Below are 17,552 nucleotides of genomic sequence, written 5' to 3' on the forward strand. Positions count from 1 at the left end.
GGTCTCCAAGTCTTCCAAAATTAGCGGATTTAGGGGACAACGCAAGAGATTTCCAACTCATCAAAAATTTTCTTAGAAGCAAATTTTCCGATCGCAAAGCGTACTGTAATAGATAAAACTTACCATTCTCAGATCGAGGGCATGAATCGAAGGCATAAATCGAGGACAGAATTTGTACCGTCGGAGAGAAGCTAGGAGAATCTCTCAGCCTTCGCCTATCCAGACTTCTACAGACTTCTACAATAGTAGAGATCGAAACTGCACCTGTCGATTCGATTTTCTGCTCCGCTCTTCTTGCACCCATCCGCTTTCACCGACCTGCTATGGCATTCTCTTCTATTACCCGCGCCCTCGGACGATCGCCCCTCACCGCTGACCTGTTGACCAAGCTCGACCAGCAGCACCTCGTTCGCCTCAGTGGGATTTCACGCCTGCCGAAAGGCTTGGTGTCCTCGGCTCTGGCACAAGCGCAGAATCGCAGTCTTGTTATGATTGCCGGAACATTGGAAGAGGCAGGACGCTGGGCGGCGCAGCTTGAGGCGATGGGCTGGAAGTCGGTTTATTTTTATCCCACCTCGGAGGCGGCTCCCTATGACCCATTTGACCCGGAAGCCGAAATGCTCTGGGGTCAGCTCCAGGTGCTTGCCGATTTGCAGGAGCAGATGCAGTCTGGGAAACAGCATCCCCCGGTAGCGATCGTCACTACTGAACGTGCTTTACAACCCCATCTTCCCCCTGTAGAAGCTTTCCGTCCCTATTGCCTGACGCTGATGAAGGGCATGGATCTGAGCCTGGAAGATTTCAGCCAACAGGTCGCAGAACTGGGCTATGAGCGAGTTTCGCTGGTAGAAACTGAGGGACAGTGGAGCCGTCGCGGAGACATTATTGATATCTTTCCGGTGGCGGCAGAGTTGCCCGTGCGCCTGGAACTATTCGGCGACGAACTCGATCAAATCCGCGAATTTGACCCCGCCACACAGCGATCCCTTGAGGGCACCGATCGCCTCTTGCTCACCGCAACCAATTTCACACCGATAATTCTGGGCGCACTGGAGATTGGCAACTCCACCTCGAACAAACTGACCCACATCGCGCCCTTTCTATCGGTAGAAGAACTGGAGCGGCTAGAGCAGGGACAGGCTCCCGAAGGAATTCGTCGCTTTCTGGGAGTCGCATTCGATCAGCCTGCTTCGCTGATTGATTATCTGCCGCCCGATACGCTGATTGGCATCGATGAGCCGGATTTGTGTCGGGCACACAGCGATCGCTGGTACGAACACGCCGAGGAACTGTGGCGCGAAGTCAATTCTAAGGAAGAGGCAGAATATGAACTGCCCAAAATCCACCGATCGTTTGAAGATTCACTGGTGTTACTGGAATCCTTCGATCGCCTGCACCTGACCGAACTGGCAGAAGACGGGGCATCCTCAACGCTGAATCTGGCGAGTCGGCCGGTTCCGGCAATTCCGCATCAGTTTGGCAGGCTAGCAGAAACGATTCGGCAAGAACGCGATCGGGGGTTTGCCGTGTGGCTGGTGTCGGCGCAGCCGTCGCGATCGGTGGCGTTGTTGCAGGAGCACGACTGTCCGGCGCAGTTTGTTCCGAATCCAAGGGATTTTCTGGCGATCGACAAGCTTCAAACGCAGCGCACTCCGGTTGCCGTCAAGTATTCCGGTCTGGCGGAGCTGGAAGGCTTTATTCTGCCGACATTTCGCCTTGTAGTTATCACCGATCGCGAGTTTTTTGGACAGCAGAGCCTTACCACGCCGACCTACATCCGCAAGCGCAGACAGGCAGCTTCCAAGCAGGTAGACCCGAATAAGCTTCAGCTGGGCGATTATGTCGTTCACCGCAATCATGGGGTCGGTCGCTTTTTAAAGCTGGAAAGCCTGACGATCAATAGTGAAACCCGCGAGTATTTGGTGCTGCAATATGCAGACGGCTTGCTAAGAATCGCTGCCGACCAGCTCAGCGCTCTGTCACGCTATCGGACAGCGGGAGATCAGGCTCCTGAACTGAATAAAATGTCGGGCAAAGCCTGGGAAAAGACCAAGAGCAAGGTCAGAAAAGCCGTCAGAAAAGTGGCTGTCGATCTGCTCCAGCTTTATGCCCAGCGCGCCCAGCAGCAGGGATTCACTTATCCGATCGACACGCCCTGGCAGGAAGAACTGGAAGAGTCGTTTCCTTATCAGCCCACGCCCGATCAGCTTAAGGCAACCCAGGATGTCAAGCGCGATATGGAAAGCGATCGCCCGATGGATCGATTGGTCTGCGGCGATGTCGGCTTTGGCAAAACTGAAGTGGCAATCCGCGCCATCTTCAAGGCGGTCACTGCCGGAAAGCAGGTCGCCCTTCTCGCCCCCACCACCATCCTGACGCAGCAGCATTACCACACGCTCAAGGAACGCTTCGCTCCCTACCCAATCCAGGTGGGCTTGCTCAACCGCTTCCGTAGTCCCGAAGAACGCAAGGGGATTCAGCAGCGGCTCACGACTGGGGAAATTGATGTTGTGGTAGGAACGCATCAGCTTTTGGGCAAAGGCATTCAGTTCAAGGAGCTGGGCTTGCTCGTGGTGGATGAAGAACAGCGATTTGGCGTCAACCAGAAAGAGAAAATCAAATCCCTCAAAACTCAGGTCGATGTGCTGACGCTGAGCGCGACTCCGATTCCGCGTACTCTGTACATGGCTCTTTCTGGCGTGCGCGAAATGAGCTTGATTACCACGCCGCCCCCTTCTCGTCGCCCGATCAAAACTCACCTTGCGGCATACGATCCTGAAGTCGTACGAACTGCCATTCGGCAGGAACTCGATCGTGGGGGTCAGGTTTTCTATGTCGTTCCGCGGGTAGAAGGCATCGAAGAAGTGGCAGGCAAACTGCGGGAAATGATTCCCTCGGTGCGAATTGCGATCGCCCACGGTCAAATGCAGGAAGGCGAACTGGAAGCGATGATGGTGACGTTCAACAACGCCGAAGCCGACATTCTGGTCTGTACCACAATCATCGAGTCTGGACTGGATATTCCGCGTGTGAATACGATCGTGATCGAAGACGCGCAAAAGTTCGGTTTGTCCCAGCTTTATCAGCTTCGGGGACGGGTGGGACGCGCCGGAATTCAAGCACACGCTTGGCTGCTGTATCCGCGTCAGTCTGCCCTCACTGATACCGCAAGACAGCGACTCCGCGCCATTCAGGAATTCACCCAGCTCGGATCGGGCTATCAGCTTGCCGTCCGCGATATGGAAATCCGGGGAGTGGGTAATCTGCTCGGCGCAGAGCAGTCGGGACAAATGGATGCGATCGGCTTTGACCTTTATATGGAAATGCTGGAAGAAGCAATCAAAGAAATTCGCGGTCAGGAAATCCCGCAGGTCGACGATACCCAAATTGATCTCAACATCACGGCATTCATTCCCGCTGACTACATCGCCGATCTCGATCAAAAAATGAGTGCCTACCGCATGGTGGCAGCCGCCCAGTCTCCGCTGGAACTGCAAAGAATCGGAGCGGATTGGGTCGATCGCTACGGAGCCATTCCCTCCGCCGCCCAGCAGCTCCTCAAAGTAATGGAACTGAAACAGGTAGCAAAATCGCTCGGCTTTAGCCGCATCAAACCCGAAGGCAAACAGCACGTCGTCCTGGAAACCCCAATGGAGGAACCCGCCTGGAATCTGCTGCGCGAAAATCTGCCTGCCCACCTGCAAACCCGCTTTGTCTACACTCCCGGCAAAGTGACGGTGCGCGGGTTGGGTATTCTCAAACCCGATCAGCAGCTTGAAAACTTGCTAGGCTATTTCAGCCGAATGCAGGGTGGACTGCCAGATACAACCGTGCGAAACAGTTCCCCGTCTGAGGTGACTGCGTAGAGTAGGAATCAAAAACGAATGGGTTGCGAAAAACGTACCTCGATGGTGCATTTCTCACAACCCATGTTTCAACCTGTTTTGAGCGAGATGTAGGCTATTGCCGTTTACCTATGCGGCAGTCTTCAGCTTACGTGAGGCAACAAGACCACCCGCAACGATCAGCGATCCAATTACAGAAGGTTCTGGGGTCGATTTGGGGGAAGGAGCTAAGGTCTTTGTCCAGGTGTAGCGACCTGTGTAGGACTCGCTGCCGTCATTGGTAGAGACTCCGGTTGAAGTTGCATTGAAGCTGTAGGCGTAGTACGTATCCTTACCGATCGTCACCTTCGCAATTTCACTAGCCTGGATAGCACTTTGGGTTCTGCCGGCAAACCTAAGCAAAATATTGTCCCAGGTAGTGTTCCCCGTGCTGTATTGCCTTGCCAAAATTCGTGGTCTCAGGTCTAGATGCCCAATCAGGTCTAGCTTCAACTGCCCTGTCAGACTATCCAGGGTGAGCGATCCTACATTTGGATCGCCAGAACTAGGCAAACCCAATGAGAGCAGAGAAGACCGGGCATCTCGTTGTTGAGACAAGGTTAGCATTGACCACATCTGGGTGATTTGAGCACTCGATGCAAGAAAATCAGTGAGCCACTGATTCCCAAATACTGCCCAGTCGGCTGCTGTAACGCTTTGAACGGTGACATTGTATTTGCCCAGTGTGCTGCTGAAACCAACATTAGCAGTGGGATTTTCAGTGGAAGCCCATAGCTCTACGTTAGAAGTGGGGTTGCTGTCCTGTAGGGCTGCGATGGCAGCACCAGCATGATTGCTAGAAAAAATCCCGTTAGAGCCACCTGTATAAGTCCTGTAGTTAGATGTGTCGAAAATGATATTTCTCGGAGTCAACGTTGCAGCGTTAGAGGGGCTAACAATTGCCCCTGCACTTAGGCATACAGCCGCCCCTAACAAAATTTGTTTGATAGCAATTGCCATACCGAATATCTCCAAATTTTACAAGTTGTATGCGTAGATTTGAGCCAAAGTTCAGGGTTCTGGGGCGGGTAAACACCTGACTTACGACTTCAACAATCAGAGGAATAAAGGCAAAGGAATGAGGGCACTCAAGCAGATCTGTAAAAACAGATGTTTTAATCCATTCGGCTAGGCAACTTGTTATTCTGCCTACCGTTTAGTTTAGGGACATTAATAGCTAGAAAGAATAAACCTAAGCCTAGAGTCAACAAAAATTCGATGAAAAAAACAGAACTTTCTTGTGTAATTGATACTTAAAATTAGTTGAAATTACAGAACCTCTAATAGCTCATCCTATTAGGGCAAAACCGATTTGTATCTGACGCGAAGTTAAGGGAACTGTAATTTCCCTGAACCTCCTTCCCCGGTATGCCGCAAATGACAATCAATATTAGTGATTAGTGAACACTGGGCAATGGGGAAGGAGTCAGAGGTGATGTTGCGGAAAGAAGATCTGTAGCTGCTTCTAATGGATGCAAAGATTCGGCTTGGCGAATGGGAATAAGCTGCACGGCGCAGGCTTTTAGCTCCGGCTGTTTTGAGTCGGGGCAGGCAGTTGGGTGAGTAAGGGCATTTGCTTCGGCTTGGTCTGCCCAGAGTTCGCCCCAGTGCATTGGCACAAACAGCGTTCTTGGGGCGATCGCCTTGGTCACTTTAGCGGGAAAACGAGCCATGCCTCGGCGCGATCGAACTTCGACCCATTCACCGTCATTCACTTCGAGTTGAGCCGCGTCGCGGGGGTGGATTTCAATAAACGGCGCAGGGTGCATCTGACGGATTTTTTCGATGCGTCCGGTGCGGGTCTGGGTATGCCAGTGACCGTAGAGCCTGCCGGTGGTCAGCACGTAAGGAAAATTTTCGTCGGGTGGTTCTGCTAAACCTCGCGAATAGGATGCTCCGAAGCGGGCGCGTCCGTCGGGGGTGGGGAAGCGTAAATCGTGATAGAGTCGCGGCGTTGAAACCAACTGTCCCTCAGCCAAGGGCCACTGAAGCGGTCCTTCAGTTTGCAGGCGATCGTGGCTAATGCCCGTCATGTCACACACGCGATTTCGGGTAAGCCGTACAAATTCTGCGTGAACGTCAGCCGCCGATTCAAACGCAAACTGCTCCTTAAAGCCGAGCCGCCGCCCCACTTCTGTAAAAATTTCCCAGTCGGGCTTTGCCTCACCGGGAGCAGAACGAAAGGCTGAACATAGAGTAACCCGCCGCTCGGAGTTGGTCATGGTGCCTGTTTTTTCGCTCCATTGGCAGGCAGGCAGCAGCAGGTGAGCATAGGCGGCGGTTTCAGTGGGGTAATATGCCTCTTGATAAATCGTGAAGGGCGATCGACGCAAGGCAAACTTAGCCCGTTCCAAATCGGGTAGACTGACGACCGGATTGGTCGCAGCAATCCAGACTAAACCCACCTCGCCGGTTTCCAGCCCGGTGATCATGTCCCAAACCGTGCGTCCGGGGTGAGGTGAAATGCTCCCGGCAGGCAATTTCCAGACCTGCTCGACTTCCGCCCGATGTCGATCGCTCATCACAAAGCGATAGCCCGGCAACAAATGAGACAGTCCGCCTGCTTCGCGTCCGCCCATTGCGTTGGGCTGCCCAGTGAGCGAAAAGGGTCCGGCTCCAGGTTTGCCAATTTGTCCGGTGAGCAAATGCAGATTAATCAGGCTGCGAACTTTCGCCGTGCCTTCGCTAGACTGGTTCATGCCCATCGACCAGAGCGACAGGACGCGATTGGACTCGCCCCACATCCGAGCCGCCTGCTCTAGTTGCTCGACCGAGATGCCACAGCGCTCGGCAGTGACCTGCGGCGAATAGTGCTGCATCACTTCCTCGAATGCCGCAAAACCAGCCGTATGCTGAGCGATGAATTCCGGCTGATCATAGCCCCACTGCTTCAGCAAATGCGCCATGCCGTTAAACAAATCGATATCTGTTCCCGGTCGAATGGGCAGGTGCAGATCGGCAGCTTCGGCAGTTTCTGTGCAGCGGGGATCAACGACAATGAGTTTAACGTTTGGATTGCGTTTGTGGTGTTTGCGGAACCGATTAAAGGCGATTGGGTGACACTCGGCGGCATTGCTGCCCACGATAAAAGCGCAGTCCGTCAGCTCTAGATCGTCGTAGCAGCAGGGCGGACCATCGGAACCCAGACTTTGTAGATAACCCGCCACCGCTGACGACATACAAAGCCGCGAATTGGCATCAAAGTTATTCGTGCCAAGACAGCCTTTCACCAGCTTTTGCGCCGTGTAGTAGTCCTCCGTGAGAAACTGCCCGGAGCCATACACACAGATCGCATCCTTGCCCTGGGTTTGCTGGATGGTCTGAATCCGATCGACAATCTTTTGAAATGCCTCTTCCCAGCTAATCCGCCGAAATTCCTGATCCAGCGATTCGCGCCACAGAGGATACAGCAACCGATCGCGGTCGATCGCCTCCATAACGGTCGCGCCTTTGACACACACCATGCCCTGACTTGAAGGATGGGATCGATCGCCCCGGACTTTGTAGGTAGAAGCAGGGGCAGACGGCTGGGAGGCTTCGCTAGAGACAACCTCGAGACCGCAGCCTACGCCGCAGTAGGGGCAGAGGGTTTTGATCGGGGTAGACATGGGGAAGGCGGCAGGGAGTTCTGGACGAATAATCTCAGTTCGCGGAGGAAGAACCGCAGATTTCATAAGGGCAGTTCGCGAACCGTCCTTACATCAGGATTGGTAGCAAGCAAGGACAGAAATTGGTGGGCAGTGCCCACCCTACAGCTAGTCGAGGTGAGCATAGCGGCGGTAGAGAAATTCCATCGCCTGAGCCCGCAGATCGTAGTAGCGCGGGTCTTCGATCACCTGGACTCGGTTGCGCGGACGGGCAAAAGGCACTTCCAGAATTTCGCCGATCGTCGCAGCGGGTCCGTTGGTCATCATCACGACGCGATCGGCAAGCAGCAGAGCTTCGTCAATATCGTGGGTAATCATGAGAACCGTGGTGCGGTGTTCCGTCCAGATCTTCAGCAGTTCGTCCTGGAGTTCTTCGCGGGTAATCGGGTCGAGTGCGCCAAACGGCTCATCCAGAATCAACACTTGGGGACGCAGTGCCAGAGCACGGGCAATACTGACGCGCTGCTTCATGCCGCCGGACAAGGCTTTTGGCTTTTTGTCTGCGGCTTCGCCCAAGCCCACCATATTCAGGTGATCGCGGGCGATCGCTTCTTTCTCGGCTTTGGGCTTTTTGCGCCACACCGAGTTAATGCCCAGATAGATATTCTCGAATGCGGTCTTCCAGGGCAGCAGCGAATAGTTTTGAAACACCACCATCCGATCGGGTCCAGGCTTGGTGATGCGATTTTGTTGCAGCCGGATTTCGCCTTCGGTGGGCTGATTAAAGCCTGCCAACATATTGAGCAGCGTCGATTTACCGCAGCCAGAGTGACCGATGACGCAGATAAACTCGCCTTCCCGCACCGTCAGATTCACATCTTTCAGCACCAGATAAGGTTCACCGTCCTGGGTAGGATAGGACTTCGAGACGTTTTCAATTGTCAGAAACGGTTCTTGAACCGAGGGCGGTGTGATTTCGAGATTCTTGGAGTTGAGAGTTTGCATAGGGGGGTGTCAGGAAAGAGCAAATAATGCGCTGTGCAGCTTAATTAGCTGGGCGGAGCGTCGAATTACTGTTTGAACTGGGGAAGCAGGAAGCTAGCCCGCAAGCAAGATGAAAGAAGTTACGGAGTAACAGGGACTTGATCCAGGTTGACTTCTTCGATCCGAATGTTCTGCTTGATCGTCAGACTATTGAGATAGCCGATCGGGTCATCGGGATTAAACACTGTGCCATCAGAAAGCGTGACCGGACGGCGATTAGGTTCAATATCAAGCATTCCGAGATCCCGTGCTGCTGCGCCGAATACATCTACGCGACGCGTCCGCTCTAGCACGTCTACCCAGTTGCGCGGGAAAGGAGTAATTCCCCAGCGTGCCAACTGCGTCATGACCCACAGTCCTTCGACCCGGTAGGGACAATTTGTCCGATCAACGTAAAACTGGTTGTAGCGCAGCAAAGAGCTGGGAGCTTCGCCCATGCCGCGATCGTAGGGCGTCACCAGACCCGGACGAATGTAATCGACCGATACGCCAATGTATTCAGGACGGGCAAGGATTTCGGCAATTTCTTCGCGGTTGCGGCGATCGTCGCAGTATTCGCAGGCTTCGAGCAGTGCCTTGACCAGCGCAATATGGGTTTGCGGATAGCGATTTGCCCAGTCTTCGCGCACACCCAGCACCTTTTCCAGGTGTCCCGACCAGATATCAAGGTCAGTGGCAATTACAAAGCCCAAGCCTTCCTGCACCGCTCGCGAGTTCCAGGGTTCGCCTGCACAATAGCCGTCGATCGCCCCGGTCTTTAGCGCGCTCACCATCTGAGCCGGCGGAATCATCACAATATTCACGTCCTGGTTGGGATCAATGCCGCCCGAAGCCAGCCAGTGTCGCAGCATCAGGTTGTGCATTGATGCCGGGTGAACCACTGCCAGCGTCAGCACTTTGTCCCGGTTGCGATCGATTGCCGCTTTCAGATCTGCTAGCGATCGCACACCTTCGTTGTAAAACCGCTTGCTGAGGGTAATCGCGTTTCCGTTGCGGCTCAGCACCATTCCCGTGACGATGGGCGTGGGCTGCATTCCTTTCATCCCCAAACTAAGGGCGAGCGGCATACCCGCGACCATTTGCGCCGCATCCAGACGACCGCTCATGATGCCATCGGCGATCGCTTTCCAGCCCGGTTCACGCGACAGAGTGACTTGCTCCAGTCCGTGCATTTGGAAGAAGCCCTTTTCTTTTGCCACTGCCAGCGGCGCACAGTCTGTCAGGGGAATAAAGCCAATTTCCAGGTTGATTTTTTCCAGCCCGTTGCCTGCAATCACCGGAATCACCTGACGCTGCTTTGCTCGCTTCTGCTGGTTCAGGAAATAATTGACTTCGTTTCGCAGACCATAAAAGCTGGGATGCCCCAGGACTGCCAATCGTTCACGCGGACGCTCAAACGGCACTTCTAGAATTTGTCCGATATGGGATTCGGGGCCGTTAGTGAGCATCACAATGCGATCGGACAGCAGCAGGGCTTCTTCGACATCGTGGGTCACCATAATGCAGGTCAACTCGTTTTGCTGAGCAATTTGCATGAGCTGATCTTGCAATCCGCTTCGGGTGAGGGCATCGAGCGCACCAAACGGCTCATCCAGCAGCAGCACCTTCGGGCGCAGCGCCAAAGCACGAGCAATTGCCACGCGCTGTTTCATGCCACCGGAAAGCTGTCCGGGTCGCTTGTCTGCCGCATGACGCAAATGCACTAGGTCAATGTGTTCTTCAACGATCGCCTGTCGCTCTGATTCCGGTTTGTCGCGCAGCACTCGATTCACTGCCAGGGCAATGTTTTGACGCACCGTGAGCCAGGGCAGCAGCGAATAGTTTTGAAACACCACCATGCGATCGGGTCCGGGTTTTGTCACTTGTCGCCCTTCCAGAACCACGCCACCTGCCGCAGGTTTTGCGAGCCCGGCAACAATGTTAAGCAGGGTCGATTTACCGCAGCCGGAATGCCCGAGCAGCGTCACAAATTCACCTTTTTTGATTTGCAGGTTGATGTTTTTGAGGGCGATATATTCACCGCCGCCGGGAAGCGGAAAGACTTGATCGATATGGTCGATGTGAACAAAAGAAGACATGGCAGGTTGAGGAGTGAAGGAGTGGATGGGTGGGGAGATACGGGGAGCGAGAAATAAGGGGTTAGTTTTGTTCGTCGGGGACGATGCGATGACCGATAAAGCTAATCAGGCGATCGAGTAATAGACCCACCAGACCCACGTAAAAGACTGCCAAGATTACTTCGCTCAAGCTGCCGCTGTTGTACGCATCCCAGATAAAGAAGCCGATGCCGACGCCGCCTGTGAGCATTTCTGCTGCAATAATCGCCAGCCACGATAGACCGACCGCAATCCGTAGTCCAGTAAAGATGTAGGGGAGAGCCGCAGGCAGCAGGACGTTAAAGAAATACTCGATGCGCGATAACTGAAGCACCTTTGCCACGTTGTTATAGTCCTGGGGAATATTGCGAACCCCCACTGCCGTATTGATGATGATGGGCCAGATCGCAGTAATAAAAATCACGAAAATGGCAGCAGGTTGGGAATCGCGGAACGCCGCCAGAGAAATCGGCAGCCATGCCAGGGGGGGAATCGTTCGCAACACCTGAAAGATGGGGTCAAGGGCGCGAAACATGAACAGGCTAACGCCGATCACAATTCCTAAACCAATTCCCGCTGCTGCTGCCAGGGTATAGCCTACCGCCACCCGCTTTAAACTTGCCGCAAGCTGCCAGAACAAGCCCTGGTCTGTGCCGTCGCCCTGAAAGAACGGATCGATAATCAGCGGGTCCCAGGTTTCTTGCAGCACTTTGGTCGGGCTAGGCAGCGTTGCATCCGCTCCAGAACAAAGAACTTGCCAGACGGTTAGAAATACAGCGATCGCAATCACGGTCGGAATTGCCCGCTTGAAAAATTGAGCGATTCGCGAGGGAAGCTGGGCTGCAAGCGAATTTCGGGAGCGATTGGTAATAACTGCCATGAGGAGTGGTAGAAAAAGAAACGATAAGGGGGATAGGGTCGTGAACGATCGGGAAAAGTAATTCTAGATTTCCTGTTTTAGATTTCCTGAAGAGGAACCGCAGATCGTGTAGGAGCATTTTGCAAAACGCCCTTACAGAATCGTGAAAGACAGGTCTAGGTTTCAGGAGATCATGGAAAAAGAATGGGAAAGGGAACGATCGCAGCGATTCAAAACTGAACCGTTCCCGCGTCAGACATCTGAAACTATGCTTTCTTGATTGCCAGGCCGTTGAGGTAGGTCTCTGGATTTTCGGGGTCGAACTTGACGCCATCGAAGAAGGTTTCAACGCCGCGTGAGGGGCTCTTGGGAATGGCAGCATCTTGACCGATCGCCTTAGCAGCTTCACGCCAGAGATCTTCCCGGTTTACTTGATCCACCAGCTTCTTCGCGTCAGTATCACCCGGCAGGTAGCCCCAGCGCATATCTTCAGTGACAAACCAGAGGTCGTGGCTCTTGTAGGGATAGGACGCGCCATTCTCCCAGAATTTCATCAGCAGATCGCTGTTCTCGAGCTTGCGACCATCGCCGAAATCAAAGTTGCCCTGGAGGCGTCCGAGGATGTCATCTTTGGGCACTTTCAGCCATTGGCGACCCGAAACGATGTCCACCATTTCCGCTTTGTTCTCAGCCTTCTCGCACCACATTTGTGCCTCTTGAACTGCCATCAGCAGAGCCTTGGTCGCCTTCGGGTTCTGATCCACCCAGTCAGCCCGCAGAGACAGCGCTTTTTCGGGGTGGTCTTTCCACATCTCGCCTGTTGTAAAAGCAGACACGCCGATTTTCTGGTTCACACTCTGCGCGTTCCAGGGTTCGCCCACACAAAAGGCATCCATGTTGCCGACTTTAAGATTGGCAACCATCTGAGGCGGCGGCACCACAATCACCGAGACATCCTTCGTCGGGTCAATGCCGCCTGCAGCCAGCCAGTAACGCATCCAAAGATCGTGGGTTCCGCCGGGGAAGGTGACTGCACACTTAATTTCCTTACCGCCTGCCTTGGCTTTTGCAAAAGCATCCTTCAGGGGAGAGCTATCAGCAGTGACATTCAGCCCTTTGTAGTCATTTGCCAGCGTGATGCCCTGTCCGTTGGCGTTCAGCCGCGCCAGGATGTACATTGGCACAGGCTTATTGCCTTTGGTGATTCTGCCGGTGGTCATCAGGTAGGGCATCGGCGTGAGGATGTGTGCGCCGTCAATTCCGCCCCCTTGAGAACCCAGTTCCAGGTTGTCGCGGGTGACAGCCCAGGATGCCTGCTTGGTCACTTCGACATCGGGCATTCCGTACTTGGCAAACAAGCCTTTTTCCTTCGCGATGATCAGGGGGGCCGCATCGGTAAGGGCAATAAAGCCGAGTTTAGCCGAGGTTACTTCTGGCGCATCCGCTGCCGAAATCGGAGCAGCCGCACTGGTGGTCGCCTGAGTATCCGTCTTTGACGCTGAGGAACTACAGCCGTGCATTAGTAGCGTTGCTGCCGTCGTTGCACCTGCTGTTACCAGGAAGTTGCGTCTCGAAATCTTGGACATGGATTCAATACCCTATGAATGAAAGTTGAGTGAAATTCAAGGAGTTAAAGCAAGCGAACTGATCCGATCGCAGGAGCAGACTATCCTGCAACACCAGACAATCGCATCATGACCCTTGACCTAGAACAATCCGTGAACCGAATCGAAGCAGCAATCAATGACTAAGCGCGAATTAAGCCGTGAATTAATCTGTGATGCTGTCGGCGATCGTCATAGCAATGATCAAAGCGTTTTCGGCGTTGCGCCAAACTGCTGAATCAGCAACTCGCGCAATACAGGCTTAAGGTCGTCGCAGGGAATGCCTTTCCGAACACAAGTGCCCAGATGAGCATCCTTGCCAACCTTGCCGCCCAGGTATAAATCGACCCCTTCAACGGTTTTGCCGTCCTTGCGAGTCTTTGTGCCCATCAATCCAATTTCCGCCACCTGCGGCTGACCACAGGAGTTGGGGCAGCCTGTCCAGTGAATGCGAACCGATCGCGCAAGGTCCAGTTCAGATTCCAGTTCGCGAATCATTGCCGTGGCTCGATTTTTGGTTTCGATCAGGGCAAAGTTGCAGAACTGTGAGCCCGTACAAGACACAAGCGATCGGCTCAGCGGAGCGGGATGGATGGAAAACTTTTGCAGCAGGGGTTCTTGCAACAGGGCATCAAGCCGAGAGTCGGGCACATGGGGAATGATCAGGTTTTGCTCGACTGTGAGCCGGATTTCGCCATTGCCGTAGACTTCAGCCAATCGCGCTAGGTCATACATATCCGCAGCAAAGAGCCGTCCAACCGGAACGTGCAGTCCCACGTAGTTTAGTCCGGGCTGCTTTTGCGGATACACGCCGATGTGGTCGCGCTTTTCCCAGTCGATTTCGTCTTTGGGGGCAGCAGGCGCAAGCGATCGTCCCAACTGCTGTTCAACTTCAGCCCGGAAGCGATCGAGTCCCCATTCGTCGATTAGCCACATCAGGCGCGACTTTTGACGGTTTGCCCGCAGTCCGTTATCCCGGTAGACTTCCAGGATGGCGCGGCAGAGCGAAACGACTTCAGCGGGAGAAACCCAGACATTCATCGGGATAGCAGCCTCACAGCGTTTCGCCGAGAAGAAGCCGCCCACCACCACATTAAAACCCAGGTCGCCCGACGGTGCGTAGGCAGGCACAAAGGCAATATCGTTGATTTCAGCATGGACTGAGTTATCGCGTCCACCTTCGATCGCAATGTTGAACTTGCGCGGCAAATTCGTAAATTCAGGATTACCTTTGCCGTTGCCCGTAATCATGTCCTGCACCTGCTGTACCAGATCGCGCACGTCGATCAGTTCGCTGGCATCGAGTCCGGCAACCGGGGAAGCGGTGATATTGCGGACGTTGTCCATTCCAGACTGCACACTGGTCAAGCCCACGGCATCCATGCGGTTAAAGATATCGGGAATATCTTCGATCCGAATGCCGCGAAGCTGAAGGTTTTGGCGGGTGGTGATATCTGCGTTGCCGCTGTCGCCGTATCGCTGCACAATGTCTGCCAGCACGTTCATTTGTGCGCTGGTGAGAATACCCGAAGGCATCCGCAGCCGCATCATAAATTCACCGGGCGTTACCGGACGAAAGAACACACCCAGCCACTTGAGGCGATAGTCGCGATCGGCTTCGTCAATGGCCTCCCAGCCAATTTGGGCAAAGTGAGACAGGTCTTGCTTAACTGCCAGTCCGTCCTTTTCGGCTTTGATTTTTTCAAACTTGTTCAAGCTCGTGGCTTGAGGGCTAATCACGCTGGTCACGGGTTTATCCTCTCAGGATGGCGGGGTGAAACCTGCTATTGGCATAGCGTAGGGGGAATGCATCTATCATTTGGTGCATTTTGTTACCAATTGTTTCCGACAATGAGCAATTTGCATCCTAGTGATGCGTTTTTTGCATAAGGTCGAATTATGAGCATTATTCAGGTTTAAGCAGAAGACGCCGAAGGCTCAAAAGTATTCAGGATGGAGCTTGCGGGCGATCGAACAAACTTTTATGTGGGTGGAAAATCAGCCATATTTCTATTTCTGTATTCCACGTAACTATTTTTTGAAGTATTGCTTTACAAGTGCTTCAGCTCACAATTTTGGTCCTTATAAACAGAGCTTATGAACACTAAAAGCAATCAAAAACTATTCGCCGAGAAGTAACCAGAGTTAAAAATTTGAAAGTTTAATAACCTTCTACAAACGTTCAAGAGCGACTCGATATCGTAACTTGCCTGGGTAATTCCACGATTCTTACAATCTAACTGAATCTTGCTAAATTACTGTCACTGTTTCATGACACCTAGCTTTTTTTAGACAGGTCTTAAAATCGCAGAGCTGGCTCTCGGAAAAGGTTTGGCAAGCTTTTTTGAGACATTGCAAGGCTTACAAAATAAATTGCTAAGGAAATTAATTTCAAGCCGACCTTAACACCTGGTTATAAAAACAAACGAGCAATGATGAAATAATCTCAATTCGTTCTAATCGCTCTCCTTCCCTAATCTCAGGATTTCGCCTAGCTTTAAATAAGCAAATCTAAGATAGAAACCCTTGAGCTGATGTAATCAAACTAGAAAAATTCAAAGCTTTATTTCGTATTGATAGCTACATTCGGTTGCGAGCCATGAAGCAACTGCATCAGAGATATGCGTTTTTTACAATTCGTGCCCGTTTTGTGGCTGAAGGCGATCGCATTCCAAAGCCTTTGATGCTGAAATACAGGATATACCGCTTTCTGAAAGCCCCTTTTTCCACTCAACCCTCAAGAGACTGCACCCCAAAGAGAAACTGCTTTGCCGCAGCCGCTAAACTGTTTCGACAGCCTCCAGCGTGAACTAAATTGCTCTTTAGCCTTCTGCCCCTGGAGATCCAAAGCTTTGCTCTGACTTGTTTTGCTCCGATCTGCTTTGCCCTGCCCTGCTTTGCCCTGCCTTAGAAGTCCACCCGATCGCCGACCTGCACTTTTACTGTTTCCGCTATGCCTTATCTTTCCGAATTCATTAACGAACCTTTTTCTGAATCCGATAATTGCAGCAATTCCGTTAGCTCTGTTCTGCATTGTGCCCTGATCGCGCTAGAGACAGGTGACTTCTACACCCGCTGGGAAGCTGCAAAGACAATCTCTGCCTGCGGCATTGAGGCGACGCAAAGCGGTTCCCCCGAAGAAGTAATTAATCCACTACTTAACCTGCTGCAAGAAGATTCTGAGGAAGAAGTGAGTTGGTACATCGCCCGAATTTTGGGCACGTTTGGCCATCCGCTTGCCGTGCAAGGCTTGACGCATTTGCTCCAGACTTCCTGCAGTGTAGATGTGGCAGGCATGGCAGCAACCGCGCTGGCAAACTGTGGTGCAGCCGCGATTCCTTCGCTGACCGATTTGCTGCATCAGCCTGAAATGAAGCTTCTGGCAATCCGGGCACTGGCACAGATTGAACATCCTGAAGTTGTACCCATTTTGTTGCCGCTTACATTAGACTCGCTGCCTGCGGTGAGATCGGCGGCGATCGATGCCCTAAGCCGTTTTTCGAGTTCCGCAATTCAAGACGCTCTGTTTGCTGCGCTACAGGATTTCGATAGTTCTGTCAGACGATCAGCCGTTGGCGCGTTGGGATTTCAGGCGCAGGTTCTGACTGGGGAAAACAATGCATTAATGGATGCAGTCATTCATGCCCTGAAGCCGCTGCTGTGGGATTTAGATCTGGAAGTCTGCTGTCAAACGGCTTTGACGCTAGGACGAATTGGTACAGCCGACGCAGTCTCGGAGCTCGGTAAAGTTCTGCAATCCAGTAACACTCCTGCTTCGTTACAGCAGGCAATCATTCGAGCGATCGGCTGGATTGGGACACCAGAGGCAATGGCTTGTCTACAGCAGGCACTCTTCAATTCCGCAATTCTGAACGATGAAAGCCAGATTGAAATCGTTACCGTGTTAGGACGGCTCAAGCAAGTAGAACTTTGCCCAACTGCTGTACAAAACCTGCTCGATTTGTTGCATACTCAGCACCCTATCAGCCAGACCAGCAAAGGCAAACAGACGATCGGCCACAGCCTGGGACAGCTTGCAGCAATTTCAGAAAGTAACATTTCAGCGAATCAACACTCGAATCAAAAGCAATCTAGTGAGGTGATCACTGCGCTGATCCGACTGCTAGAAGATTCAGATGCAGGCGTACAACTCCATGTGATTGCTGCGCTCAAAGCTTTTGACCAGGATGCAGTAAATTTTGAGCTGGTCAGATTCTCGCAGGATACAGCAATTTCTGCAAACCTGCGTAAAGGGATTGGGATTGCTCTAGCAGAACGAAAGCGATCGATTGAATGATTAAAGTCATGATTATCGCGTAGATATATCCCAAACGAGCTTTGGCTGCAAAAGGCGATGATCCTGTACAGCGTTTGGCTGGGCATTGGCTTCAGTCAGCACCTGACCGATGCCCAAAAATTGTCCTGACTGATTCTGTACTTGAAAATAAGAAGATTCTTGCTCAATCTGGATTTGCTCC

Annotated in this window: 9 protein-coding genes; 2 read left to right on the forward strand and 7 right to left on the reverse strand. The window is 52.7% G+C overall.

Going from position 1 to position 17,552, the window contains the following annotated elements; translation table 11 throughout:
• Positions 1-323: 323 nt before the first annotated feature.
• Positions 324-3,866, forward strand: coding sequence for a transcription-repair coupling factor (gene mfd / locus H6F80_RS15890; protein ID WP_190792501.1), 3,543 nt, complete (start codon positions 324-326; stop codon positions 3,864-3,866).
• A gap of 108 nt (positions 3,867-3,974) precedes the next feature.
• Here the strand turns inward: mfd and H6F80_RS15895 are convergent, their stop codons facing one another.
• From H6F80_RS15895 to H6F80_RS15925, 7 genes are all read right to left on the reverse strand, one after another.
• Entirely contained in the window at positions 3,975-4,844 is an 870-nt protein-coding gene (locus tag H6F80_RS15895) for an NF038130 family PEP-CTERM protein (protein ID WP_190792502.1), read from the reverse strand.
• Between the two features lie 437 nt (positions 4,845-5,281).
• On the reverse strand, positions 5,282-7,558 hold the full coding sequence (locus H6F80_RS15900; RefSeq protein WP_518523597.1) for a molybdopterin oxidoreductase family protein: 2,277 nt from the start codon (positions 7,556-7,558) through the stop codon (positions 5,282-5,284).
• 81 nt (positions 7,559-7,639) lie between these two features.
• The gene (locus H6F80_RS15905) at positions 7,640-8,476 is read right to left on the reverse strand and encodes an ABC transporter ATP-binding protein (protein WP_190792503.1); all 837 of its coding nucleotides are present in this window, start codon (positions 8,474-8,476) and stop codon (positions 7,640-7,642) included.
• A gap of 119 nt (positions 8,477-8,595) precedes the next feature.
• Positions 8,596-10,593, reverse strand: coding sequence for an ABC transporter ATP-binding/substrate-binding protein (locus tag H6F80_RS15910; protein ID WP_190792504.1), 1,998 nt, complete (start codon positions 10,591-10,593; stop codon positions 8,596-8,598).
• Between the two features lie 61 nt (positions 10,594-10,654).
• Positions 10,655-11,491 carry a nitrate ABC transporter permease gene (gene ntrB, locus H6F80_RS15915; protein ID WP_190792505.1) on the reverse strand — a complete coding sequence of 279 codons (837 nt, stop codon included), beginning with the start codon at positions 11,489-11,491 and terminating at the stop codon, positions 10,655-10,657.
• 245 nt (positions 11,492-11,736) lie between these two features.
• The gene (locus tag H6F80_RS15920) at positions 11,737-13,056 is read right to left on the reverse strand and encodes a CmpA/NrtA family ABC transporter substrate-binding protein (RefSeq protein ID WP_190792506.1); all 1,320 of its coding nucleotides are present in this window, start codon (positions 13,054-13,056) and stop codon (positions 11,737-11,739) included.
• Positions 13,057-13,278: 222 nt separating this feature from the next.
• Positions 13,279-14,823: a ferredoxin--nitrite reductase gene (locus H6F80_RS15925; RefSeq protein ID WP_190792507.1), complete on the reverse strand. Its 1,545-nt coding sequence runs from the start codon at positions 14,821-14,823 to the stop codon at positions 13,279-13,281.
• Positions 14,824-16,027: 1,204 nt separating this feature from the next.
• Between H6F80_RS15925 and H6F80_RS15930 the strand changes: the two genes are divergently transcribed.
• On the forward strand, positions 16,028-17,371 hold the full coding sequence (locus H6F80_RS15930; RefSeq protein ID WP_190792508.1) for a HEAT repeat domain-containing protein: 1,344 nt from the start codon (positions 16,028-16,030) through the stop codon (positions 17,369-17,371).
• The last annotated feature ends 181 nt before the right edge of the window (positions 17,372-17,552 follow it).

The sequence above is a fragment of the Leptolyngbya sp. FACHB-711 genome (genome assembly GCF_014695615.1).
Lineage (GTDB): Bacteria > Cyanobacteriota > Cyanobacteriia > Elainellales > Elainellaceae > Leptolyngbya_A.